18 protein-coding genes are annotated in these 23273 nt (G+C 66.7%); all 18 read right to left on the bottom strand.

The window, feature by feature from the left end; all coding sequences use genetic code 11:
* Nucleotides 1-46: 46 nt before the first annotated feature.
* The gene (locus FHR96_RS17205; protein ID WP_183388957.1) at nucleotides 47-313 is read right to left on the bottom strand and encodes a PAAR domain-containing protein; all 267 of its coding nucleotides are present in this window, start codon (nucleotides 311-313) and stop codon (nucleotides 47-49) included.
* On the bottom strand, nucleotides 310-1215 hold the full coding sequence (locus tag FHR96_RS17200; protein WP_246393011.1) for a hypothetical protein: 906 nt from the start codon (nucleotides 1213-1215) through the stop codon (nucleotides 310-312). The genes FHR96_RS17205 and FHR96_RS17200 overlap by 4 nt, the downstream gene beginning before the upstream one ends.
* A complete protein-coding gene (locus FHR96_RS17195; protein ID WP_183388956.1) occupies nucleotides 1212-3095 on the bottom strand; it encodes a hypothetical protein in 1884 nt (627 codons plus the stop codon). Before FHR96_RS17195 ends, FHR96_RS17200 begins: the two co-directional genes overlap by 4 nt.
* Complete coding sequence (locus FHR96_RS17190; RefSeq protein ID WP_183388955.1) at nucleotides 3092-4453, bottom strand: DUF4123 domain-containing protein; 1362 nt, start codon at nucleotides 4451-4453, stop codon at nucleotides 3092-3094. The genes FHR96_RS17195 and FHR96_RS17190 overlap by 4 nt, the downstream gene beginning before the upstream one ends.
* Before the next feature lie 131 nt (nucleotides 4454-4584).
* Nucleotides 4585-4851 carry a PAAR domain-containing protein gene (locus FHR96_RS17185; RefSeq protein ID WP_183388953.1) on the bottom strand — a complete coding sequence of 89 codons (267 nt, stop codon included), beginning with the start codon at nucleotides 4849-4851 and terminating at the stop codon, nucleotides 4585-4587.
* On the bottom strand, nucleotides 4848-5888 hold the full coding sequence (locus FHR96_RS17180) for a hypothetical protein (RefSeq protein WP_183388954.1): 1041 nt from the start codon (nucleotides 5886-5888) through the stop codon (nucleotides 4848-4850). The genes FHR96_RS17185 and FHR96_RS17180 overlap by 4 nt, the downstream gene beginning before the upstream one ends.
* Before the next feature lie 35 nt (nucleotides 5889-5923).
* Nucleotides 5924-6190: a PAAR domain-containing protein gene (locus FHR96_RS17175; RefSeq protein WP_183388953.1), complete on the bottom strand. Its 267-nt coding sequence runs from the start codon at nucleotides 6188-6190 to the stop codon at nucleotides 5924-5926.
* Entirely contained in the window at nucleotides 6187-7125 is a 939-nt protein-coding gene (locus FHR96_RS17170) for a hypothetical protein (RefSeq protein WP_246393009.1), read from the bottom strand. Before FHR96_RS17170 ends, FHR96_RS17175 begins: the two co-directional genes overlap by 4 nt.
* The gene (locus FHR96_RS17165; RefSeq protein WP_183388952.1) at nucleotides 7112-9028 is read right to left on the bottom strand and encodes a hypothetical protein; all 1917 of its coding nucleotides are present in this window, start codon (nucleotides 9026-9028) and stop codon (nucleotides 7112-7114) included. The genes FHR96_RS17170 and FHR96_RS17165 overlap by 14 nt, the downstream gene beginning before the upstream one ends.
* Nucleotides 9025-10386, bottom strand: a complete 1362-nt coding sequence (locus FHR96_RS17160; RefSeq protein WP_183388951.1) for a DUF4123 domain-containing protein — start codon at nucleotides 10384-10386, stop codon at nucleotides 9025-9027. Before FHR96_RS17160 ends, FHR96_RS17165 begins: the two co-directional genes overlap by 4 nt.
* 3 nt (nucleotides 10387-10389) lie before the next feature.
* Nucleotides 10390-12369 carry a type VI secretion system Vgr family protein gene (locus FHR96_RS17155; protein WP_183388950.1) on the bottom strand — a complete coding sequence of 660 codons (1980 nt, stop codon included), beginning with the start codon at nucleotides 12367-12369 and terminating at the stop codon, nucleotides 10390-10392.
* Between the two features lies 1 nt (nucleotide 12370).
* Complete coding sequence (locus FHR96_RS17150) at nucleotides 12371-12550, bottom strand: hypothetical protein (protein WP_183388949.1); 180 nt, start codon at nucleotides 12548-12550, stop codon at nucleotides 12371-12373.
* 30 nt (nucleotides 12551-12580) lie between these two features.
* A complete protein-coding gene (locus tag FHR96_RS17145) occupies nucleotides 12581-13195 on the bottom strand; it encodes a GNAT family N-acetyltransferase (protein ID WP_183388948.1) in 615 nt (204 codons plus the stop codon).
* Nucleotides 13179-16832, bottom strand: coding sequence for a type VI secretion system membrane subunit TssM (tssM, locus tag FHR96_RS17140; RefSeq protein WP_183388947.1), 3654 nt, complete (start codon nucleotides 16830-16832; stop codon nucleotides 13179-13181). The genes FHR96_RS17145 and tssM overlap by 17 nt, the downstream gene beginning before the upstream one ends.
* Nucleotides 16833-16878: 46 nt before the next feature.
* A complete protein-coding gene (gene tssA / locus FHR96_RS17135; protein WP_183388946.1) occupies nucleotides 16879-18315 on the bottom strand; it encodes a type VI secretion system protein TssA in 1437 nt (478 codons plus the stop codon).
* An 11-nt stretch (nucleotides 18316-18326) separates the two neighbouring features.
* Entirely contained in the window at nucleotides 18327-19004 is a 678-nt protein-coding gene (vasI, locus tag FHR96_RS17130; RefSeq protein WP_183388945.1) for a type VI secretion system-associated protein VasI, read from the bottom strand.
* Nucleotides 19001-20575 (bottom strand): sigma-54 interaction domain-containing protein, encoded by a 1575-nt coding sequence (locus tag FHR96_RS17125; RefSeq protein ID WP_343066373.1) that lies wholly within the window; start codon nucleotides 20573-20575, stop codon nucleotides 19001-19003. Before FHR96_RS17125 ends, vasI begins: the two co-directional genes overlap by 4 nt.
* Before the next feature lies 1 nt (nucleotide 20576).
* Nucleotides 20577-23255 (bottom strand): type VI secretion system ATPase TssH, encoded by a 2679-nt coding sequence (gene tssH, locus FHR96_RS17120; RefSeq protein WP_183388944.1) that lies wholly within the window; start codon nucleotides 23253-23255, stop codon nucleotides 20577-20579.
* Between the last annotated feature and the right edge of the window lie 18 nt (nucleotides 23256-23273).

Raw genomic sequence — 23273 nt, 5'->3', positions numbered from 1 at the left:
CAGGTTTTCATGGGGGGCACCTCCCTGTGCCGTGATGGGATTTAGCTCACGGCTCGACCATGGCCTGACTGGCGGCGGAAATGATCTCGCCGCCGTGGTCGGTCTTGCAGCCGAGGTACGCGGTGGGCTGGCCATCGGTGGTGGCACTGCCCGAGCCCTCGATGATGGTGGCGCCGCAGGCGGTCTTGTCGCCCATCCGGGCCACCGGCTGACCCTCGACGCGAGACTGGGGCGAGCCCGAAACGATCGGCGTGACGCCGTGGCCGCTGCATGGGCAGCGGTGCAGGTCGCCCTGGCGGGCGATAGGTTTCATCGGCAGATTTCCCACTGGCCGTTGCGGCGGATAAAGTAGAGACGAACATTGGAAACATGGCTTTCATTTCCAACATGTTCAAACCGAATGGGTACTGCAACTCCTTCCCTAGTCAACCAGGCCACTCGATTATCCGCCGCCAGGTTCAGCGTCATGGGATCTTCGGGGAAAGAATCTAGTTGAAAGACATCCGGCTTATCGAAGAACATGTCGAAGCTGGCCCGCTGGCGGACATAGGCCTCGGACTCACCTGAGGCCTTGGCGAGTTCCTGAATCATCGTCGCAGAGGCATCCATCAGAGCATTGTTGTCGCCAGCCTGAAACAGCTTGTATATCCGCCGGTAGGCCTGTGTCAGGCTATCACGGGTTGCTTCGTTGTCACGCAGCACATCGCCTTCCTCCCAGCACCAGGTAGGCATCGGCTGGCGGTTGACGAACCGAACTTTCAGGGAATCGTATTCTTCATAGCGATGAAAACGGATTCCCTCTTTTCTCGGCTGCAATGGCGCATCAGGATCACGAGATACCACCTCTGCCACTGCCTGTTCCTGGCCGGGCCTCATTACCACTTCAAATGCAGTCTGCGCTTCGGTGTTGGGGTTGTCGCCGGGCAGCCAATAAAGCAAGGACACATGCAGTTCATCTTCAGATTGGTACTCCAATGGCCAAGAGTCCAAGTTTACTGTATTTTCGCCCTGCTTGATGTACTGTGTGATGGGTAGCCTGGTATCCAGATGGCTATGGGAGCCAGTAAAGTTCAACATAATATCCTGGACACCTAGCGAACTGGGGAAGCCGTTCACCGACCAATGAACCCCAAAATGATACTTTGTTTCTTGGTCCATGGCGGGCACCTCCATTGCCATAAAAAAAGCCACCAAAAAGATTCCGATTTTTTTCATGAAAACTGCCTAAACTCTCCGTTATAACCGTCGGCAAGACGGTAGGTATTAATGTTGTCTCGATCCTCAGCCCACCGAGTAGTTTGAGTCGACTGTGCAGCTTGGCTTTTTCGGCTTTTACCTCCACTATCATTTCTTTTCTCCGACTCTTCTACATTGACTTTTTTGTAACCCATGACTCGCAACATAGCGCCATTATGAAATAGCTCATAGCCCCACTCGCCAGCCTCATTGGTCTTAATGGTAATGCCACCGGTGGTCGAGATGTTGGCCTCATACTTGAACACGCGGCGGTCCGTAAAAATACTGTCGAAGTAGCCACTGACGCCACCGCCTGCCAAGGCCGTCAAACTGCCGGTGACATGGCCATCGCACTCAACCTTTCTGGCAAGAAAATCGTAATTCATCACGGCATTGGCATTCCCAGTGGTATCCGCCGATGGGCGAGAGCCAATGCCGATGGAGACATCGATGAACAGGCTGGGTGAGATCTGGTATTCGGCGACCCCCAGGTTTCTTCCGTCCTCGGCATCCTCCATGAACGCCACTAGGGCTGCGCCGGCTGGATGCCGCCGGGCGGCCTGTTTGAGCGCTTCGTAGATATTGACGTGCACGCCAAATCGAAAGTCGACCGAGATGCCCGCCGATAGCATCCAGCTCAGTCCCGGCCCCCCCTGCTCCTCGGTTTGTTCGGTCACCAATGCCAGCCCGAGTTTCGGCCCTTCGGTATAGAGATCAAAGAGTTTGTCATCATCCCGCTCATTGCAGAGATCTTGTGACAGGCGCTGTGCGGCATTGGTGAGCGCTCCCAGAAAGCGCGTCACTCCATCCTGCTGGCGCCTGGCATTCTCCCGCCGACGTAGGGAGGGGGCACTATCGTAGGTCGTGGTTTCGCTGCTATGCGAGCCCACATCGACTCGCTTGGTGGTAGTGCCGCAGACAATGTCGAGCCCTGCACTGATCTGCCAACCCTGCTCGTGTGTCACCTGGCGCGGATTGCTGCTCATGCCGAGCCGCTCTCTCTCCGCACGACCTTCACTGCGCGAGAGTCGGCTTATGCCTTTCCTGGGCGGCATAACACTCACGCTGCCACCGAATTTCAGCAACGGTACCGTTACAGAGGTAAACGAAAAGCAGCCAGAGCCATCCAGGCTGATCGAAAAGACATCCTCCCGTACCATCGTGGCGCGGTTCATCAAAATGTCCAGCGTGATCGCGATGACTTCATAAGCCAGGTGTGGCGGCTCGAAAACATCGGTATTGAACAGCGTAGGGCGCGGATTGGTTTCTACCGTGAAATCACTTTGGGTGACGCCAGGGGATGCCGAGGTCCCGCTTATTTCATCGGTCCAGAAAAGGGTATGATGACCATGCGGGCAGTTTTTTGCCAGCGTCACTATTACCTGACCAGAATCCGCAAGAGGCGCCCCCCGCAGGAAGCCCTCAAAGCCGCTATCGCCCGATAAAAAATGCTCTGCCACGAAATAGATCTTGCCATCGGTATCTAGCAACTCGCCCTCACCCTGCAATGCAATCCTGGAATTGTCTCCCTCGTGGCAAACAATTTCGACCTTTTTGATGCAGGGCGTCAGTGATGCACACTCGACACAAGCGGAGCCCATCACGGAGTCATGTTGCCCGCCCTCCTCTTCTTCCGGCATGGCTGGAGTCGGACTTTCCGTGAGCGGCTGGCCGCCGTGGTTCAGGTAATCCTCGTATTGGGCACGTACCGTATTCTCCTGCACGACCTGACCCACCGCGTTGTCACCCTGCTGCAGTGCCGATCGAAGGGAGCGCAGGGTCTGCACCGGGCTGGAAAAATGCTCCGGCTGTTGCTCCACCAATACCGCCATGTCTTCAAGGCTCGGCTGATAGCTCATGAGCGTTCCTCGTCCGTGATGGGCCGATAGTTATCCAGGCTTGCCGCGTCATCTTCGGCATTCATCAGCGCATGCCGGACTCGGCCACGGGGCAACCAGGCCGCCAACAGCTCACGCTTTCGCCAGCCGGCGGTGCGCGGGTTGTCGAGTATCTGGCCGGCCTCCGGATGGCGCTGCGGGAAGTCCGGTCCCACTTCCATCACGCACCTGGCCAGCGTCTCGATCTGCCGGGTGGAGGACAGTCGATAGCGCTGTCCCAGTTGAACCGCCTCCTTGGCAACGCGCCGCCGCCTGTCCTCAGAGGATTGGGGATAAGGCTCGGCAAGCGACCGGGCCAACGCCTGTCGTGATCGAGCCTGGGCCAGCTCACCGAAGCGCCGGTACTCCTTGTCGCCAATTACGAACTGGCGACCCGGGGCGTTGCCGACAGGCGTGTCTGCATTGGCCGTGACGCGCAACAACCGCCCCTGCACCTCGTCGGCGCCGGCATCCAAGCCAATCGCCGGCATCGGCTCCAGATCGGCCGGCAAGGTCATCGAAGGCGAAAGGCTCATCACCAGGCTGTCCATGGGCGCCATCAGGGCGGTCAGCTTCCACCACGCCAACGCCTGGCTCATGTCCAGCGCCACCCGCGGATCGTAGAAGCGGAAGTAGACCGGCGCCTGGTCGTTGGCCGGGGTCCAGAGCATGGTGAACTTGCGCAGGTGGGTACGCAGCTGCTTCAGGGTGGCCGTGGACTGCAGCAGGATGCCCCAGTGCTGGTCCTGGGGCAGGCCCTTGAGCCAGCTGACCAGTTCGCTGTCGGGCTCCAGGCGCACCAGCCAGGGGGCCATGGCGCGGGTGTCGGCATCCGTCGAGGCGTAGAGGCAGGCGCTTTGCACATCGGTCTCGGCGAGCCGTGCCATGACCTCGCGGCAGTTCACGCCATCGATGACGGCCCACAGCGGGGGCTGAGTGGCGCCGAACAGATCGTCCCAGCCGATCTCGGCGTAGGTCGGCGCCGGGGGCGGTGCTGCCTCCTGCGGCGCTGGCGCCGCCTCCGGCTCGAGCAGGATCGGTAGCATCTCGCCGAAGGCCACGGGTGAGGCGGTAGACGTGCGGTCGGCGAGGTCCACCAGGGGCTGTGACATGCCCTGCTCGCGGAAGCGCTGCAGCAGGGTCTGCACGTGTTCGAACGTCAGCAGGTCGAGCCCGGCTTCCTCGAGCCGCTGCGCCACCAGTGCCTGCCCGGTCGCGGCGTCGCTTGCCGTCACCACGGCGACCAGCACGGCCTCGTCGACCACCGCCGACCATTGGCGGGCTTCGGGATAGCGGGCCTTCACATGGCAGCGGCCGACCCACAGATCACGCTCTGCCATGAGTCATTCCTCTTCGGCCGGGCAGTGTGAGAGAAATGGCGGGCGCTTGAAAGCCCTGCCAGAGCAGGGCCATACAGCCATCGTGGCCAGATTGTCATGGGGCACCTCCCTGTGCCGTGGTGGGATTTAGCTCATGGCTCGACCATGGCCTGACTGGCGGCGGAGATGATCTCGCCGCCGTGGTCGGTCTTGCAGCCGAGGTACGCGGTGGGCTGGCCATCGGTGGTGGCACTGCCCGAGCCCTCGATGATGGTCGCACCGCAGGCGGTCTTGTCGCCCACCCGAGCCACCGGCTGGCCCTCGACGCGAGACTGAGGCGAGCCCGAGACGATCGGCGTGACCCCGTGGCCGCTGCACGGGCAGCGGTGCAGGTCACCCTGGCGTGCGATGGGTTTCATAGATTATTAACCACATCGCCGACATGCCATTTACCGTCCTGGGTGCGGTAGAAGGCGACCGGAAAAGCGATGAAGTTCTCGCTACCCTCTGGCGGGCGTTCCCAGAGGATCGGGTTGGGCCGGATTCGCACCAGGCGGTTGTTGGCCATAAACTCCACCTGATCGTCCTCGGGGCTTCCCTCCCAATAGGGTTCCGGTAACAGCACCGCACCATCTGGACGATTCTGACGATATCGGGCTAAACCCAATTCACCTTCTTCAATGAAGGCTCTCGCAGAAGATTCTGTTGTCAACATATAAGCTGCTCTTTGCCAAATCGGCTCTAGCTCCTGGAAGATGGCTTCGCCATCGCCGCGCTCGATCATCCCGTAGATGCGGCGGTAGGCCTCGCGCAGTTCCCGACGCAGCTGCGGGGTATCTTCCAGCTCGACAGCACGGCCCCGCCAGTCGGGAGGGGAAATCGCATCGTCCAGACGGAAATGAATATCCAGGCGATAGCCGTCGAGGGTCCAGCCACCACCGAAGATGATGTTGCGGTATTCACCGAGCTGCCAGTCGCCGCTGCTTCTCATATGGGCTTGACTGAGCTGACGGGGCTCGCCACCCGCGGTCTCGTCCAGCGACTCGAACCGCCCACTGTCCTCGTTATAACGCAGCCGCAACAGATGCAGGCGTTCCTGGTCCTGTGTCTTCCAATGATTGCGCTCGATGGCGATATCGATCTCGACGCCATCGTGCAACGCATACTCATACTCTCCCGTCTCATCGTTTTTTCCGGTCACCGGTGAAAACAGGAGAGAAAGCGTGTTACGTCCCTCACGGACCTCCATGCCAATGCTGGGCGAATAGTCGGCATAAGCGACCTTGCTGTTATCGCGTACGAAGATATCGTTGACCCGCAATGACCAGGCCGACCCCTGAGTGTGGACATGAGCAAAATATAGGTTTTCCGCATTATCCGCCATGGCAGGGGCTTGAAAGCCCTGCCAGAGCAGGACGAGACAGAGGCCATACAGCCATCGTGGCCAGGTTTTCATGGGGGGCACCTCCCTGTGCCGTGATGGGATTTAGCTCACGGCTCGACCATGGCCTGACTGGCGGCGGAAATGATCTCGCCGCCGTGGTCGGTCTTGCAGCCGAGATACGCGGTGGGCTGGCCATCCGTGGTGGCACTGCCCGAGCCCTCGATGATGGTGGCACCGCAGGCGGTCTTGTCGCCGACGCGGGCCACCGGCTGACCCTCGACGCGAGACTGGGGCGAGCCCGAGACAATCGGCGTGACGCCGTGGCCGCTGCATGGGCAGCGGTGCAGGTCGCCCTGGCGTGCGATGGGTTTCATCGGCAGATTTCCCACTGACCGTTGCGGCGGATGAAGTAAGGCCTCACCTTGCTTGAAACGCCCTTTTCGTGCACATGATTAAACCTGAGAGGGACCTGAACCCCCTCCGTTGTCAGCCAAGCTACTCGATTATCTGCCGCCAAATTCAGGGTTAATGGCTCTTTCGGAAAATCATTTAATTGATAGATATCAGGATTGTCGAAAAACATGTTGTAGCTGAAGCGGTGTCTCACATAGTCTTCCGGGGTACCCGAGGCCAGGGCGAGTTCCTTGGTTCTTGTCGACGCGGCCGCCAACAACGCATCGTTGTTGCCCTCGGCAAACAGCGAGTGAAGGCGGCGGTATTCGCGAGTGAGGCTATCGCGAGTTGCCTCGTTGTCACGCAGCATGTCACCCTCTTCCCAACACCAGGTGGGCATCGGCTGGCGGTTATCAAAGGATATATGTAACGTATCAAAGTCTTCTTTCCTGACAAATCGTATCTCACTTTCCCGTGGCTGCAAGGGAGCGACTAAGGCTCTCGAGACGATCTCGGGATCAGCACCTTCCACTCCAGGCCTCATCACGACTTCAAAGGCGGTACTGGCGTCGGTGTTGGGATTTTGTCCCGGCTCCCAGTACAATAGTGAAATTCGCACTTCGTGCTCGGAATCGTACTCATATGGAAAAGTATTTAAATCAATAAAATTCTTACCACTTTTGATATACTCACTAACCGGCTGACGACGATCAAAATTACTTGGAGTTCCGGCAAAATCGAGCATAATACCATGCATGTATAGAGATGATGGCAAGCCGTTAACACTCCACCGAACGCCAAACTGATACTCTTCACTCTGTGCCATTGCCTGTGCCCCCATACTGAGTATAAGCGATAAAATAAATGCAGTCAGCGATCTCATACGGCGCCGTAAACCTTCGTTATGTAAATGCATGAAACTCTCCTTCCCAGGATTCGGCCAAGCGGTAGGAGTGGGTGCTGCCATCTTCTTGCCAACGACTACCATCGGCGGTCTCAATTACTTGGGCGCTGCGACGCCTTGTATTACCACCACTAGCCGACTCGTCCTCACTAGACTCTACATCCGCTTTTTTATAGCCTTGCACGCGAAGCATAGCGCCGGCATGGGAAAGCTGGTAACCCCATTGCCCATCCTGAATAGTAATATCGATGCTGCCACTGGTAGCCACTTCCACGCTATACTTGAAGACGGTTTTTTCGGTAAAAAGGCTATCAAAATAGCCCATCATTCCGCCACCGACAACAGCACCCAACTTGATGCTGATCTGTCCTGCCTCATTCTCAAAGCATTTTTTCTTCACACTGTAATCGGCTCGTAGCATATGGCTTCCGAGCGTATCTTCCGTGGGCGATGGGCCAATACCCAGCCCCACTTCCATAAACAACGAGGGAGTAAAACCATATTCTATTACCAACAAATCACGGCCCGATTCGGCATCTTCCAGAAAAGCAAGCAGGGACCGTCCGGCAGCACCCGCGGGGGTCGTCAAGGGCAGCGCCTCTAACACCCTCTTGAGGGCTTCATAGATATCCAGCCTGATGCCACATTCATAGGCGATGGAAAGTCCAGGTGTGATCTTCCAGCTGGCCCCGGGGGTGCCTTCTTCTTCGGCCTGTTCGGTCGTGGCACCGAACATCAACTCTGGCCCGTGGCTATAGAAGCTGAACAGCTTACTGCCATCACTTTCTGTCGCACTGATATTTTGCGCGATACGCTGCGATGCATCGCTCAAGGTGCCGATGAATCGCCCAATCATGCTCTGCTGTTGCCGTTGGTTTCGCGCTTGATGAAGCGAGGGGCCGGTATCATAGGTTATGGTGTCACTGGGGCTTGTCCCCACTTTTAGCTCTTCATTGTGTGCACCACACACGACGGTAAGTCCGGCATGGATCCCCCAGCCCTCCCGCGCCGTGACCTGTCTGACCCGCGGCCCCATGTTCTGTTGGGCAGCCAGAGCGCGACCTTCGCGTTTTCCCACGGGGCGTGTATCCACGCTGGGCGGCGCCACCGTCACCAGACCATCAAATTTGAGTTGCGGCAACGTCACCGAGGTAAAGCAGAAATCATTGGTGCCATCATGACTGATACGGAAGCGCTGCTCGCTTATCATGGCGGTGCGATTCATGATGATACCCAGCAGCATGGTGGCTGCTTTAACGGCGAGCCCCGCTTCCGGTGGTATCACCCCCATGGGCGGAATGGTGATGGGCGAAACTGGCTCAGTCATCAGCGTAAAGTCAACGGTCGTGGTCGTTCCTGGGCTGAGCACAGTGCCGTCGATTTCGTCGGTCCAGTACACTCGGTGCTCTCCGTGTGAGCAGTTGTCGAGCGTGATCGCTACCTGGCCCTCGTCCTTGAGCTGCGTCCCCTCCAGGAAATCCTCTAACGTCCCCTCGCCTGTCACAAACTGATGGGCCACGAAGTAGATCGTGCCGTCTGTATCCTCAAGCTCATTTCCTCCTTGCAGGGTAACGCGGTGGTTGTCTCCACCATGACACACCACCTCGACTTTCTTTATGCAGGGCGTCAGTGATGCGCACTCGACACAGCTGCCACCGAACTCGCTATCGTGCGTGGGGGCATCGGGTTCCGGTGTGGTCGTGATCGGACTTTCCGTGAGCGGCTGGCCGCCGTGGTTCAGGTAATCCTCGTATTGGGCACGTACCGTATTCTCCTGCACGACCTGCCCCACCGCGTTGTCACCCTGCTGCAGTGCCGATCGAAGGGAGCGCAGGGTCTGCACCGGGCTGGAGAAATGCTCCGGCTGCTGCTCCACCAGTACCGCCATGTCTTCGAGGCTCGGCTGATAGCTCATGAGCGTTCCTCGTCCGTGATGGGCCGATAGTTATCCAGGCTTGCCGCGTCGTCTGCGGCGTTCATCAGCGCATGCCGGACTCGGCCACGGGGCAACCAGGCCGCCAACAGCTCACGCTTTCGCCAGCCGGCGGTGCACGGGTTGTCGAGTATCTGGCCGGCCTCCGGATAGCGCTGCGGGAAGTCCGCTCCCACTTCCATCACGCACCTGGCCAGCGTCTCGATCTGCCGAGTGGAGGACAGTCGATAGCGCTGTCCCAGTTGAACTGCCTCCTCGGCAACGCGCCGCCGCCTGTCCTCTGAGGATTGGGGATAAGGCTCGGCAAGCGACCGGGCCAACGCCTGTCGTGATCGAGCCTGGGCCAGCTCACCGAAGCGCCGGTACTCCTTGTCGCCAATCACGAACTGGCGACCCGGGGCGTTGCCGACAGGCGTGTCTGCATTGGCCGTGACGCGCAACAACCGCCCCTGCACCTCGTCGGCGCCGGTATCCAGGCCAATCGCCGGCATCGGCTCCAGATCGGCCGGCAAGGTCATCGAAGGCGAAAGGCTCATCACCAGGCTTTCCATGGGCGCCATCAGGGCGGTCAGCTTCCACCACGCCAACGCCTGGCTCATGTCCAGCGCCACCCGCGGATCGTAGAAGCGGAAGTAGACCGGCGCCTGGTCGTTGGCCGGGGTCCAGAGCATGGTGAACTTGCGCAGGTGGGTACGCAGCTGCTTCAGGGTGGCCGTGGACTGCAGCAGGATGCCCCAGTGCTGGTCCTGGGGCAGGCCCTTGAGCCAGCTGACCAGTTCGCTGTCGGGCTCCAGGCGCACCAGCCAGGGGGCCATGGCGCGGGTGTCGGCGTCCGTCGAGGCGTAGAGGCAGGCGCTTTGCACATCGGTCTCGGCGAGCCGTGCCATGACCTCGCGGCAGTTCACGCCATCGATGACCGCCCACAGCGGGGGCTGAGTGGCGCCGAACAGATCGTCCCAGCCAATCTCGGCGTAGGTCGGCGCCGGGGGCGGAGCTGCCTCCTGCGGCGCTGGCGCCGCCTCCGGCTCGAGCAGGATCGGCAGCATCTCGCCGAAGGCCACGGGTGAGGCGGTGGACGTGCGGTCGGCGAGGTCCACCAGGGGCTTGGACATGCCCTGCTCGCGGAAGCGCTGCAGCAGGGTCTGCACGTGTTCGAACGTCAGCAGGTCGAGCCCGGCTTCCTCGAGCCGCTGCGCCACCAGTGCCTGCCCGGTCGCGGCGTCGCTTGCCGTCACCACGGCGACCAGCACGGCCTCGTCGACCGCCGCCGACCATTGGCGGGCTTCGGGATAGCGGGCCTTCACATGGCAGCGACCGACCCACAGATCACGCTCTGCCATGAGTCATTCCTCTTCGGCCGGGCAGTGTGAAACGAACGGCGCGCCTTCGCCGGCGGCGGCTTCCAGCACCGCCGGGATGGCGGGCGTGGCGGCGGCCCCGGGAGACGCCGAGCCGACGTTCAGCGCCGGTGTGACGTCGACGCTGCCGTTGGCGACCACCAGCGCCGTGCCTCCGGAGACCAGGGTGATCTTGCTGGCATCGAGCACGATCTCGCCGTCGGCCTTGAGGGTAAGATCACCGCCGATCCGTGCCTGGCTGTCGCCGCCGACCGTCTGGCCGTGGTTGCCTTCCACCTTCTCGGTCAGGTCGGAGACGACGGTCACATCCCGCTTGCCCTCGATGGTCTCGACGCGGTCCTTGGCCACGGCCAGATAGGAGTTGTTGCCGATGGAAGCACTGTCATCGAATTCCACTCGCTTCTGGCGCGAGTTGTTGACCTGGAGCTCGAGATTTCGCTGGGCGTGCAGGTAAATGAACTCGGCGTCCGACTTGTCCTCGAAGCACAGCTCGTTGAACCCGTCCCCCTGATGGGTCTGCGTCTTGAAGGTGGTACGCGTCTTGTGCTCGGGCAGCGGGTACGGCGGCGTGTTGACCGCGTGGTAGGTGCGCCCGGTGATCAGCGGCTGATCGGGGTCGCCCTCCAGGAAGGAGACGATCACCTCGTGGCCGATCCGGGGGATGGCCTGGAAGCCGTAGCCGCCGCCGGCCCAGCCCTGGCTGACGCGCAGCCAGGCGCTGCTGGTCTCGTCCCCTGGCGCGTAGCGGTCCCAGGGGAACTGCACCTTGACCCGGCCGTGCGCGTCGCAGTAGATCTCCTCGCCTTCGGGGCCCACCACGAAGGCCACCTGGGGGCCGTCGACCCGCGGCCTGGGCTCGGGTTCCGGGCGCCAGGTGGCGTCGTCCGGGGTCAGCGTCAGGCTGTTGTGGTAGCGGGTCATGCCGGCCCCATCGCCCTGGACAACGCTGTCTTCCTCCAGCGCCTGGGGCTGCTCGCCCTGATGGACCACCTTGACGACCTGCCAGCCGCGGTTGAACTCGCCGACGTCGTGGTCGGCCAGGCTGAAGCGCGTGCCAGGGGCCAACTCCGGCAGGTCGCTTTCGCCGCCCAGCGTCAGGGCGTCGTGGCGCAGGTGCTCGAGGCGGTGGCGGGTGAAGGCCTGGCCCGAGGCATCGGCCTTGTAGCGCCCCGGATAGTCGTAGTGCTCGTAGTCTTCCCGCTGGCTGTGCTGCTCCAGTCCGTCGCCCTGGCGCTCGTGCAGTTGCGCATAGGCCGGGCGCTTGAACGAATAGTCCTTGAGCTGGGCGCGGGCCGGGCGCACCCGGGCGGTCTGTGTCAGCCGCCGCAGGTGGCGCTGGGGCGGCGTGCCGCCGGCGCGATGGTGGTAGGTGCGCTCGCCGAGCCCGGTGAGCACCTGAGGGTCGTCGGCGAACACCAGCCGATGGGCGCCGAGGTCGGAATCCTCGAATTCATGGAAGTAGAACAGCCCCTCCTCGGCGGCCAGGCGTTCGATGAAGGCCAGGTCGGTTTCACGATACTGCACGCAGTACTCGCGTTCGGCGGGCTCACGGGTCACCGCGAAGGCCACGTCGGTCAGGCCGCGCTCGTCGCACAGCGTGTTGAGGATGGTCAGCGGCGAGACGCGCTGAAAGATCCGCGAGTTCTGGCGCAGCGAGAGGCGCCACAGCGACGGGCGGATGACCACATCGTAAAAGCTGCGACGATGGCCGCGGTCGCCGCGGCCGAACTCGGCGACGATGCCGTGGACCCGGCGCTGGGCCACGCCGTGCTGCCACACGGTCAGGCTCGCCGGCCGGTCGAGCAGCGCCTCCGGCGAGAGGTCGCCGGCGCGGCTGGCGAAGCGCACCCGCAGGTGGAAGGGCGAAGAGAGCGCCTCATCGAAGGTGAAGTCGATCACCGAAAGCGCCGCCTCGCCGGCCCCGGCGAGGCTCAGGGTGAACTGCAGTCCGCTACGGTCGGCCATGTCAGCTGCCCTCCCCGCTGGCGCTGCCGATCACCACGCCGCCGCCGTTCACGGCATGGCCGGTGAGCACCATCGGCTTGCCGTCGACCATCGTCGTCGGGCTGCCGGCCATCACCGGCGTGGGGGGAATGCCCTCGTGATCGGTGCCGAGATCCCCCAGCCATACGAACTTGCGTCCCATGCGTCGTCCTCCTGCCGATGCGGGCGCCGTTCAGGCGCCGCGCGTGCGTTGGCGTTGATCGTTCCACTGTACGGGCGCCTCGAAGCTGGCCACGCCACCGGCGTCCACGTGCATGCGCCGGAAGCCGGCCGCTTCCAGGCTGGCCGGCGCCGCCCCCGCCAGCGGCAGCCGGGTCTTGAGCGGCGTGCCCTGCAGCTCGCGGCGGGCGGCCAGCAGCAGCCGGGCGCCGTGGCCACGGCCCTGCCACTCCGGGGCGATGAAGAAGAAGCGCAGCTGCCAGGCGGCCTCGTCGTCGCGCCGGCACACCAGCAGCATGCCGAGCACCGGCCCCTCGCCGTGGCGCAGCGCCAGCAGCCGGCCCTGCCAGTGCGCCACCTCGCCGGCCTCGCGCTGCAGCCAGAGGCCGCGGTGCACCACGAACTCCAGCGAACGGCGCAGGGTCTCCAGGCGCGCCTCGTCGCGCAGCACCCAGGGAGAGAGCCCCTCCCCCTCGGCGCGCCGGGCGGCCTCGAGCAGCAGCGCGATGTCTTCCTCACCGGCGGCCACCAGTGCCGGCGGCACGTCCTGCGGCGCCGATTCACCGCTGTCTCCCTTGGCGGGCTCGGCCGATGCCGCGCCCAGCCAGCGCTTAAGCGTCGCCAGCATCGTCCTGCCCTCCTTCGGCGTAGAGGGCCGTGGGCAGGCGGAAGCCCGCCACCAGCGACCGGGTGAAGGGATTGCGCGGCCCGTCGGCGACCAGCCGATAGCGCATGCTGCCGCCGTCGACCTCGAAGCTGAGCTCCAGCTCACTCTCGCCGGCACCGGTGAGCTGGGCCTCGTCGAGCAGACGGAACCAGGCCCAGGGGCCGTCGCGGCGCAGGGTGCGCGGCGAGCGGTTGACCTCGCTCGGCACCAGGGTGACCCGGCTCTCGTTGGTGTCGCGCAGGCCGTTGGGCCAGATCATCGGCACCCGGCGGCTGGCGCCGTGGGCGTAGTCGATCAACTGGCCGTCGACGCTGATCACCCCGCGGCGCTTGTCGGCGCTGAGGCTCAGCGGCTCCAGGCTGAAGGGCACGTCGAGCACGCCGTCGCGGCTGAGGTAGGCCTCGCGGATGCGCTCGGCGCGCTGCACGGCGTCGAGCACGCCCTGGCGCAGCAGCGAGTCGCCCTCGGCGTTGCGCAGGGCCTCCGGCGCGCCCTCGATGAACGGCTTGAGGTTGCGCTGGTAGAAGGCGTCCAGGGTGCCGTCCGGGGCGAAGAAGGCCTCGAAGTCGGCCAGCGCCACCTCGCGGGAGGCCTGGGGCGCCAGCGGATAGCGGCCGGCCAGGCGCTGCTGGAAGGGCACTACCACCTCATCCATCCACTGGCTTTCCAGATGGCGAATCGCACTGCCGATCAGCAGCTGCCAGCTCTGGTCGGCCAGGCTCTCGAGCATGCCGCCCACCGGTGCCGGGGTATCCTCGGCGATGCGCTGGAGCCTGGCGATCGGGTCCTCGCCCTGCAGGGAAAGGCGGTCGCGGGCCAGCAGGAAGGCCCGCTGGCCGCGGTCGCTGGCCTCGTCGACCTGGCGCAGGTAATCGCGCAGGTCACCGATGGCGGCCTTGATCTCGTCGAGGTTGGAGGGATTGTCGCCGCGTGCCTCGCCGAGCTCGTTGAGCGCGGCGAAGTGGCGCTCGATCTCGCTGGCCAGCCGATAGCGCGGCGACTGCTGCAGGGCCTGGCGGGCGGCCTCGTCGTCGGCCGGCAGCTCCGGGTAGAGCCGGGTCTGCTCGGCCACCTCGCCAAGCAGCCGGTCCAGCGGGCGGCTGGCGCCGAGCAGGCCGTCGGCCACTACCACCGCCTGATGCAGGTCGGGCAGCGGCACCAGGCGAATGTCGGCCAGGGCCTCGCGCCAGGTGACGTGATAGTCGCTGATGTAGCGCTCGCGCAGGGCATCCTGCAGGCGGCGACGATCGGCGTCGCTGAAGTCGATGTCGTCGCGCTGGCCGAGCACCCAGGTATCGATCAGCGCCAGCTCGGTGGCCTGATCCAGCTGGTCGAGGAAGTAGCCCTCGAAGCCGTTGCGGGTCAGCAGCGCCGGGATGCGCACCCGCTCGGCCTCGTCGTTGCGGGCCATGAACACCAGGCTGAAGGACGAGCCGACGCTCGAGCGCAGGTCCAGCTGGGCGGCGCTCCGTCGCGCCATGCCGGCCTTGAGCGAGGCGTAGACGCGCTCGGCCATGGGCTGGCGGGCGAGCTCCCGCTGGGCGGCATCGATGCTGCCCTCGAGCGGTGCCATGGCCTGGCGGGCGCCGGCCAGCCCCGCCGCGGCGTGGCCCGACAGGTCGGTGTAGGCCAGGGCGTAGTCGAGATGACCGAGCAGCCGACGCTGGACGTCGCCGCGGCCCGGGAAGGCCTCCTGCCAGCGATCCTCCATGAAGTCGTGGACGCGCTGGGGCTGACGACCGCTGGGGTCGGCCATCATGCGCAGGATGCGCAGCAGCGCCAGCTTCCGGTTGCTGCCCTCCGGCGCGCGGTTCATCTCATCCATGATGCCGATCATCAGCGCCGGCAGGAACTGCTGCTCGAGCAGGCGCAGGTAGGCGTTGTCGACCTCGACGCCCAGCTCGTGGCCCTGGTAGAGCCCCATGTCGGCCAGCAGCCAGGGCCGCGAGCGATAGTCGCCGAACTCCTGGGTGGCGCCGAGCAGGCGGTCCAGCGGCTCGAGCTGCGCGTAGCCGGTGGGATCGTCGCTCTGCCAGTTGCCCGGGCGCACGGCGAGGAAGGCCTCGGCCTTGTCCTCCACCGCGGCCAGGGCCTGGGTGTTCTTCTCGTAGAAGTGATACCAGCCGCCGACCAGGGCCGCGCCGACGAACAGGCAGGCCAGGGCGCTGGCACGATGTATCCGGTGCCGGCGGCGCGCCGCCCGGGCGTTGTCGCCGGCCAGCCCCGATTCCGGATAGATGATGCGCTCGAACAGTTCCTCGGTGAAATAGAGCGCCGAGCGGGTAGCCCGGTGGGCCGGCTGTACGCCGTCGGTCATGCCGTAGCGGCGCGCCGCGGCGTCGACGAAGGGATCCTCCGGCACGCCCTGCTGGTAGACCGAGGTGAAGTAGGCGCCGCGGACCAGCGCCGCGGTGGAGAATCGGTCGCTGGACAGCGCCTCGCCGAGGAAGCCCAGCAGCACGTCGCGCAGCCCGGCGAGCTGGCGCACGAAGCGGAACACCGCCTCGCGTTCGTCGCGGTCGCGGCACTCGGCGAGCAGGCTCGGCAGCGTCTGGTTGAGCCGTTCCAGCATGCCGTCGTAGGCCTCGGCGAACTCCTCCTCCCAGCGCCCGGGGCGCTCGAGGGAGGCGGCGGAGAAGGTGAAGCCGAGCGGCGCCCGCCGGGCGGCTCGCGAGTAGTGGCGGAAGAAGTCGTCGAAGCCGTGCAGCAGGTCCATCTTGCTGAAGGTGACGTAGACCGGCAGCCGGCTGCCGTGGCGTTCCATCAGCTCGCGCAGCCGGGCGCGCAGCAGCGAGGCGTAGGCCTTGCGCACCGCCACCTCGGCGTCGCTGAGCCGCGCCAGGTCGAGCACCAGCACCACGCCGTCCAGTGGCCGGCGCGCGCGGTGGCGCTCCAGCCAGTCGACGAAGTGATCCCACAGCCGGCTCTCCAGCTCCGCCGGTTCGCCGCCCTGCAGCGCGCCCTGGGTCAGCAGCTCGCCGTCGGGATCGATCAGCACCGCCTTGTCGCCGATCCACCAGTCGAAGCCCAGCCGGCCGCGCTTGCCCTGGCCGGAGGCCTTCATCACGTGGGTCAGGGCAAAGTTCTGCCCCGAGCGGTTGACCAGGCTGGTCTTGCCGGCGTTCTCGACGCCCATCACCAGGTACCAGGGCAGCTTGTAGCGGGCGTTGGCGCCGCCACCGAGGCTGTCGGTGAGCTCATGCAGGGTGGCGTCGAGGCTTTCCTCCTGGCGCTCGAGCTGGGCGATCACCGGGTCCTGCAGGCGCTGCTCGTCGTGGAGGCGTTCCTCGTCGATGGCACGCAGCCGCCGCGCCAGGCGAATGCCCCATACCACCGCCACCACGCCGGCCAGCGCCAGGCTGGCCAGCAGGCGGTTGACCCAGGGCCCCAGCGGGCGGCCGCCAAAGGCCTGCCACTGCGGCCCCAGCCACCAGATCGCCACCAGCAGGGCGATCGCCGCCAGCCCCCACAGCCAGGCGCCCAGGCGCTTCAGGCCCTTGGCCTTGTTGGCGTGTCCGCGTGCCTGGTTGAGCTGGCTTTCCGCCCGGGACATGCCCGGCACCCAGCGGCTCAGCCCGGCCTTCACTTGTTTCCACATGAGCCTTGCTCCCTCGTCCCTGTCGATTCCGTCGGATCGCCGTGTGTCATGCCTCGAGCGCCGCCGCGAGGCGAGCCGGCAGCGCCGGCTCCCAGCCTTCCAGCGCGAGATTCGCCACGGCATCCTGCAATGCTTGATAGTGCTGCCGGGCCAGCGCGGCGAGACCGGCCTCGTGCAGCAGGTCGGCGCTGGCCAGGCGCCAGTAGACGCCCTCGCGGGGCGACGCCGCCGCCGCCAGCCCCTGGTCGAGCACCGCCAGCGCCGGCGCCAGCCCCTCCTCGGCGAGCCGTTCCCGGGCCGTGTCCAGGCCGGCCTGCCAGGGATCGCCGCCGCCCATGGGCGCCGCCGGCGCCCCGGGGCCGGCCACGTCCGCCAGCCAGCCCTGGGTGGCGCCATCGAGGAAGGCGGTGCCGTCGCTGAAGGTCAGCGCCTCGATGCCCGGCATCCGCTCGACGAAGCGCGCGGCCTCGTCGCGGATCGCCTCGGCGCAGCGCGGATGCTCGAGCCGGCGGGCCACCTCGGCGCTCAGCCGATGGCCCTCGAGCCAGTAAGGGGCGAGCGCCAGGCTGTTCTCGATGCGCCGCCAGTCCTCCGCCGTCGGCCGGCCCGCCGCGGCCTCGCGATATTCCGCGACCCGGTCGGCGGACACCGGTGCCAGCTCGGTGCGCTGGCCGTCGCGGGTCATCGGCAGGCCCTGGATGGCGTGCCAGACCGCATGGCGCCGCAGCCGGTAGCCGAGCGCCTCGCCGGGCGACTGTTCGTTGAGAAAGTCGGCCATCTTGAGCAATGCCTGGCGATTGCCCCGCTCGTTGCCGGACTCGAGCCGCGCCTCAGGCGCCCGGGTCGCGGCGGGCTCTGCCTCGCCGACGGATGGCCCGGTGGTCGTACCGCCTGCGCTGGCGGTGGCGGTTGCCTCGGAGCGGGTCGACGGCGCCGGTGCCGAGGGCGCAGACTTCTCGAACAGCCGCGCCAGCTCCGCCAGCGGCTCGTCCGGCAGTTCATGGCCTGCGGCCCGGTCGCGCAGCCGCGCCAGCGCCTCGCGGCAGGCCTGGTGCTCCTCGGCGGCGCCCAGGAAGTCCAGCGCGCCGGCCAGGCTCAGCGCCCGCTGGGCGAACTGCTGGAACAGCTTGGGGCGCGCCCGCTTGCCGCGCGGCCCGGCGAAGGGATAGGCGTCCTCCCACCAGGCGTCCAGCGCGCCGGCCAGCAGCGACAGCGACAGTGCGAAGCGCGCCGGGTCGGCATCGTGCTGCAAGCAGTGCAGCAAGTGGCCGAGCACCTTGAGGTCCTTGCCGGTCTCGGCCAGCAACCGCGCGGCCCGCGTCTCGGCGCCGGCCCAGTCGACCTCGCCGTGCTGCAGCGAGCCGACCTTCATCATTTGCTCGTCGAGCCAGTCGTAGTACTCGTGGTCGGCGACCGGGACGCCGACGCCCTCGCCGAGCGGGGCGAGCAACGGCTCGAGCTGGGGGGGCTGGGTGATACGCATGATCCTCCTCGCTACCAGCGACACATGGTGCGCAGCGGCTCGATCGCCGCGCGCCAGCCGTCGAGATCGAAGCGCAGCCCATCGATGGCGGGCAGCTCGCTGCCAAGTTCCAGACTCTCGCCGCCCAGCAGGCGCTTCAGGGTGCCGATGGCCGGCAGTCCTCGCCCGCCGCTGACCACGTGGCCGTCGTCGAGCGCCCGCCAGGTCTGGTCGAGGGTGACGCCGTCACCGCGCAGCCTGAGCGGCGCCCGCGTGGCCTCGATGGGCTCGTGCAGATGGAGCTGGAAGCGGGTGATGGCGTCGTCGCAGCTGATCACCAGCAACGGACGCGGCGGCAGCGTGCCCAGCGCCGGGGCGCTCATCAGCACCCGGTCGGGGCTCTCGCGCACCAGCACGCCGACATCGTCGGGGCCGCGCTCGGTCTCCTGGTCGGCGACCGCCTGCCACAGCGTCGAACGCGTGGCCGATGCGTCGGCCGACACGGGGCGATCGCGAAACAGGCCGTCGTAGCACTCGAGCCGTCCCAGCCGAGAGGGCTGCTCGGCGCAGGCCTCGGCCGCCTGCAGGCGGCTGTCCTGGTCTTGGGCCAGAGCCGGAGCCGGCGACAGCCCGGCGGCCAGCAGCAGGGCCAGGCCGGCCAGTCGGCGCCGCGGGGCGCGCGAACCGGAGAAAAGGTCTGTGGTGTTCATGGGCTATCCAGTTGCAGCTGTCGGCACTTGTGGGCCAGGGTCCGCTTGGGCAGGCCCAGGCTCTCGGCGGCCAGGGTGCGATTGCCGTCGAAGCGGGCCAGGCGCTGGCGGATCAGCGTCGCCTCGTAGTCGCGCAGCGCCCGGCGCAGGTCGAAGATCTCCTCGTGACCGGCGCCGGACGCCTCATCGTTGTCGCCGAACGGCGCCGTCCCGGCGACGGGCAGCGCCTCGGGCGCGATGTCCTCGCCGTCGCGGGTCATGGCGCAGGCGTAGTCGACGAGGTTCCTGAGCTCGCGCACATTGCCGGGAAAGTCACGCTCGGCGAGCGCGCGCAGCGTGGCGCGGCCGAGGCCGATGTCCTCGCGGCCTTCACGCCGGCAGAAGTCATCGACGAAGGACTGGGCCAGCGCGGGGATGTCCTCGCGCCGCTCGCGCAGCGCGGGCAGCGTGAGCGGGAACTGGCCGAGCCGGTAATAGAGATCGGCTCGGAAGTCGCCTTCGCGGATGCGCCGGTGCAGCGGCTGATGGGTGGCCGCCACCAGGCGCAGGTCGACCCGACGCTCGTGGTCGCCGCCCAGCGGGCGATAGCAGCCCGACTCCAGCACGCGCAGCAGCTTGGCCTGCAGCGCCAGCGGCATGTCGCCGATCTCGTCGAGAAACAGGGTGCCGCCGTCGGCCTCGCCGAACAGCCCCTCGCGGCTGCGCTCGGCGCCGGAGAAGGCGCCCTTCACGTGGCCGAACAGCTCGGCCTCGAGCAGGCTTTCGGGAATCGCCGCGCAGTTGATCGCCATGAAGGGGGCCTCGTGGCGCGCCGAGACCTCGTGGATGCCCCGCGCCACCAGCTCCTTGCCGGTGCCGGTCTCGCCCTGCAGCAGCACCGCCAGATGGGTCTCGGCGGCGCGCACCAGCTGGTCGCGCAGCGCGCGGATGGCCGGCGACTCGCCGAGGATGCGCTGGGCGAGGCGTTCGCCGAGCGTGCGCCGGCGCGCGCCGTCGTTGAGCTCGGCCAGGGAGTCGCGCAGCCGCGCCTGGTCGCGGCGCTCGTCGTGCTGGCGAGCCAGCCAGGCCCACAGGCGACACAGCAGCGACTCGAAGGCCAGGAAGTCGTCGCACTCGCTCAGCGCCTCGACGCGCTCGGCGGGACCTGCGAAGGCCAGCGCGCCGAGCCACTCGCGCTTGCCGTCCTGGGCCCGCAGCGGGCGCACCGCCAGGCGCCAGGCCGCGGGCAGCCCAGCGATGGCCGCCTGGAACGCCTCGTGATCCAGCCGGATTCGGGCCTCGCCGAGGCCCAGCACGAGCGGCTTCCCGCCGCGGATGGCATGGGCATAGGGGTGACGAAAATCGTCGCAGGCAAGCCAGGCGTCGTCGCCGTCCTCGCCCAGCCAGCGGCCGCTGGCATCCAGGAACAGGCAGCGTGCCCAGGCCACGCCCAGCCGCTCGCGCAGCAGCGCGAGGCCGCGCTGGCGCAGTTCGGCAGGCGAGTGGCCCTCGACCAGCCGCAGCGCCTCGGCCATGCCGGCCAGCGCCGGGGCCTCGCCGTGGGCCACGTCGAGCACGCCGTCGCCGCTCACTTCAGTCCACCTCCGCGGTGAAGCCGTGCTCGTCGGCGCCGAGCGCGACGCGGCTTACCGGCTCGCGGCGCGCCAGGCGCTCGAGCAGCGCCCGGGACACCGGCGGCAGCAGCTCGCCGTCGATCACCGACTCGAGCATCCGCGCGCCGTTCTCGCTGCGCGTGGCGCGGGCACAGATGGCCTCGGCCAGCGTCGGCGACAGCGTCACCTCGGCCTGGCGATGGCGGTCGCGGATGCGTCCGGCCAGGGTCTCGAGCTTGGCGCCGACGATGTCGTGGAGGATCTCGCGGGACAGCGGCAGGTAGGGCACCACTTCCATGCGCGCCAGCAGCGCCGGCTTGAAGAAGTCGGCCAGCACCGGGTAGAGCGCCGCGTCCATCGCCTCGCGGTCGTCGGCGTGGCGCACGATGGCGTCATAGCCCAGGTTCGAGGTCATGAAGAACAGCACGTTGCGACAGTCGATGGCACGCCCTTCCCCATCGGCAAGTTCGCCCTTGTCGAAGGCCTGGTAGAACAGGTTGAGCACGTCCGGGTGGGCCTTCTCGACCTCGTCGAGCAGCACCACCGAGTAGGGCCGCTGGCGGATCGCCTCGGTCAACAGGCCGCCCTCGCCGAAGCCCACGTAGCCGGGCGGAGAGCCGATCAGCCGCGAGACGGTGTGCTTCTCCTGGTACTCGGACATGTTGATGGTGGTGAGGAACTGGCGGCCGCCGTAGAGGCTCTCGGCGATCTGCACCACGGTCTCGGTCTTGCCCACGCCGCTGGGGCCGACCAGCAGGAAGGCGCCCAGCGGGCGCCCGGGGCGGCGCAGGTCGGCGCGGGCGGTGAGCAGGTGTCGGTGCAGGCGCTCGATGGCCAGGTCCTGGCCCTTGATCAGCCGGCCCAGCTCCTCCGGCAGCTCGGTGAGGCGCGCCAGCTCGTCGCGGGTCATGCGCTCCACCGGCACGCCGGTCCAGTCGCCGATCACCTGGGCGATCTGGGCCTCCTCGACGCTGGCGTTGACCAGCGCGAACTCGTGCTGCAGCTCGGCGAGCCGCGCCTCGTGCTCGGCCAGCGCGGCCGTGCGCCGGGTGCGCGCCTGGTCGGCGCTCTCGCCGCCCTCGTTCTCCCCTTCTTTCTCGCCTTCTGTCTCGCCTTCCGCCTCGCCATCGCTCATTTCGTCTTGCGCGCCATCGAGCAGCTCACGATGCAGGGTCAGGATGGCGTCGACGCACTCGCGCTGCTCGCGCCAGGCGGCCTCCAGCGTCTCGCGCTCTTCGTCCAGCCGGGCCAGGCGCTCGGCCAGGGCGTCGCGGTGGGCGGCGTCGGGATGGCGGCCGAGCAGCGCCTCGCGCTCGAGCTGCTCGTGCTCGCGCCGGGCGGCCAGCTGCTCGCTCATCAGGTGGCTGAGCCGGCGCGGCGGCGTGTCCAGGGCCTGGGCAAGGCGAGTACCGGCGGTGTCGAGCACGTCGATGGCCTTGTCGGGCAACTGGCGTCCGGCCAGGTAGCGGGCCGAGAGCTCGGCGGCGGCGCGCAGGCCGCTGTCGCCGATCAGCACGCCGTGGGTCGACTCGTAGACGTCGCGCAGGCCGCGCAGGATCACCAGCGCCTGCTCGACGCTCGGCTCACCCAGGGCGACCGGCTGGAAGCGCCGCGACAGCGCCGGGTCCTTCTCGATGTGCTTCTTGTACTCGCGCCAGGTGGTGGCGCCGATGGTGCGCAGCTCGCCGCGGGCCAGCGCCGGCTTGAGCAGGTTGGCGGCATCGGCGCCGCCCTCCGGGTTGCCGGCGCCGATCAGGGTGTGGGCCTCGTCGATGAACAGCAGCGTCGGCACGGCGGCGTCCTTGACCTCCTCGATCACCGCCTTCAAGCGCTTCTCGAACTCGCCCTTGACCGAGGCCCCGGCCTGCAGGGCACCGAGGTCCAGCGACACCAGCTCCACGCCGGCCAACGCGTCGGGGACCCGGCCCTCGACGATGCGCGCGGCCAGGCCCTCCACCACGGCGCTCTTGCCGACCCCGGCGTCGCCCACCACGATGGGATTGTTCTTGCGCCGGCGGCCGAGGATATCGAGCATCTGGTCGATCTCGGGGTCGCGGCACAGCACCGGGTCGAGCTCGCCGCGGCGCGCCTGCTCGGTCAGCGAGGTGGCGAAGCGCGCCAGCGCGCTGTCGTCGCCGGCCGCGCCCCGCGCGGGGGCCGGGCGCTCGCCCTCGGGATCGGCGGCCTCGGCGGACTCGCGGGTCAGCCGCGCGAAGTCGCGACGCAGCCGCTCGCGGTTGATGCCGGCCAGCAGCCGCTCGCCGCGCGGCCCCAGGTAGCGCCCCGCATGGTGCAACAGGGCGGTGAAGATTACCCCGGTGCGCAGCTCGCGATGCTCGAGCTCGGTGCTGGCCAGCAGCCAGGCGTCCTGCAGCAGCTCGACCAGCAGCGGCGAGAAGCTCGGCGTGGCCACTTCCAGGTCGCGGGGCGGCCGGGCGTCCTCGGTGAGCGCACGGCGCAGCGCCTCGGGCTCGATCGCTTCGGCGTCGAGCAGCACCCGCAGGTCACACAGCGGCTGGTCGAGGCCGGCCAGCAGCAGGTGGGAGACGCCCACCTCGGCGGCCTGCTGCTCGGCGCACAGCGCGGCGGCCCCTTCCAGTGCCTGGCGGGCGATGGCGTTCAGTCGGCCGATCAGTGCCGGTAGCTCTACCCTGAGCATGGTCTCTCCCTCGATATC

Origin of the sequence: Halomonas organivorans, assembly GCF_014192055.1 — a bacterium.
Lineage (GTDB): Bacteria > Pseudomonadota > Gammaproteobacteria > Pseudomonadales > Halomonadaceae > Halomonas > Halomonas organivorans.
This window is presented reverse-complemented; position numbering and strand designations above follow the sequence as displayed.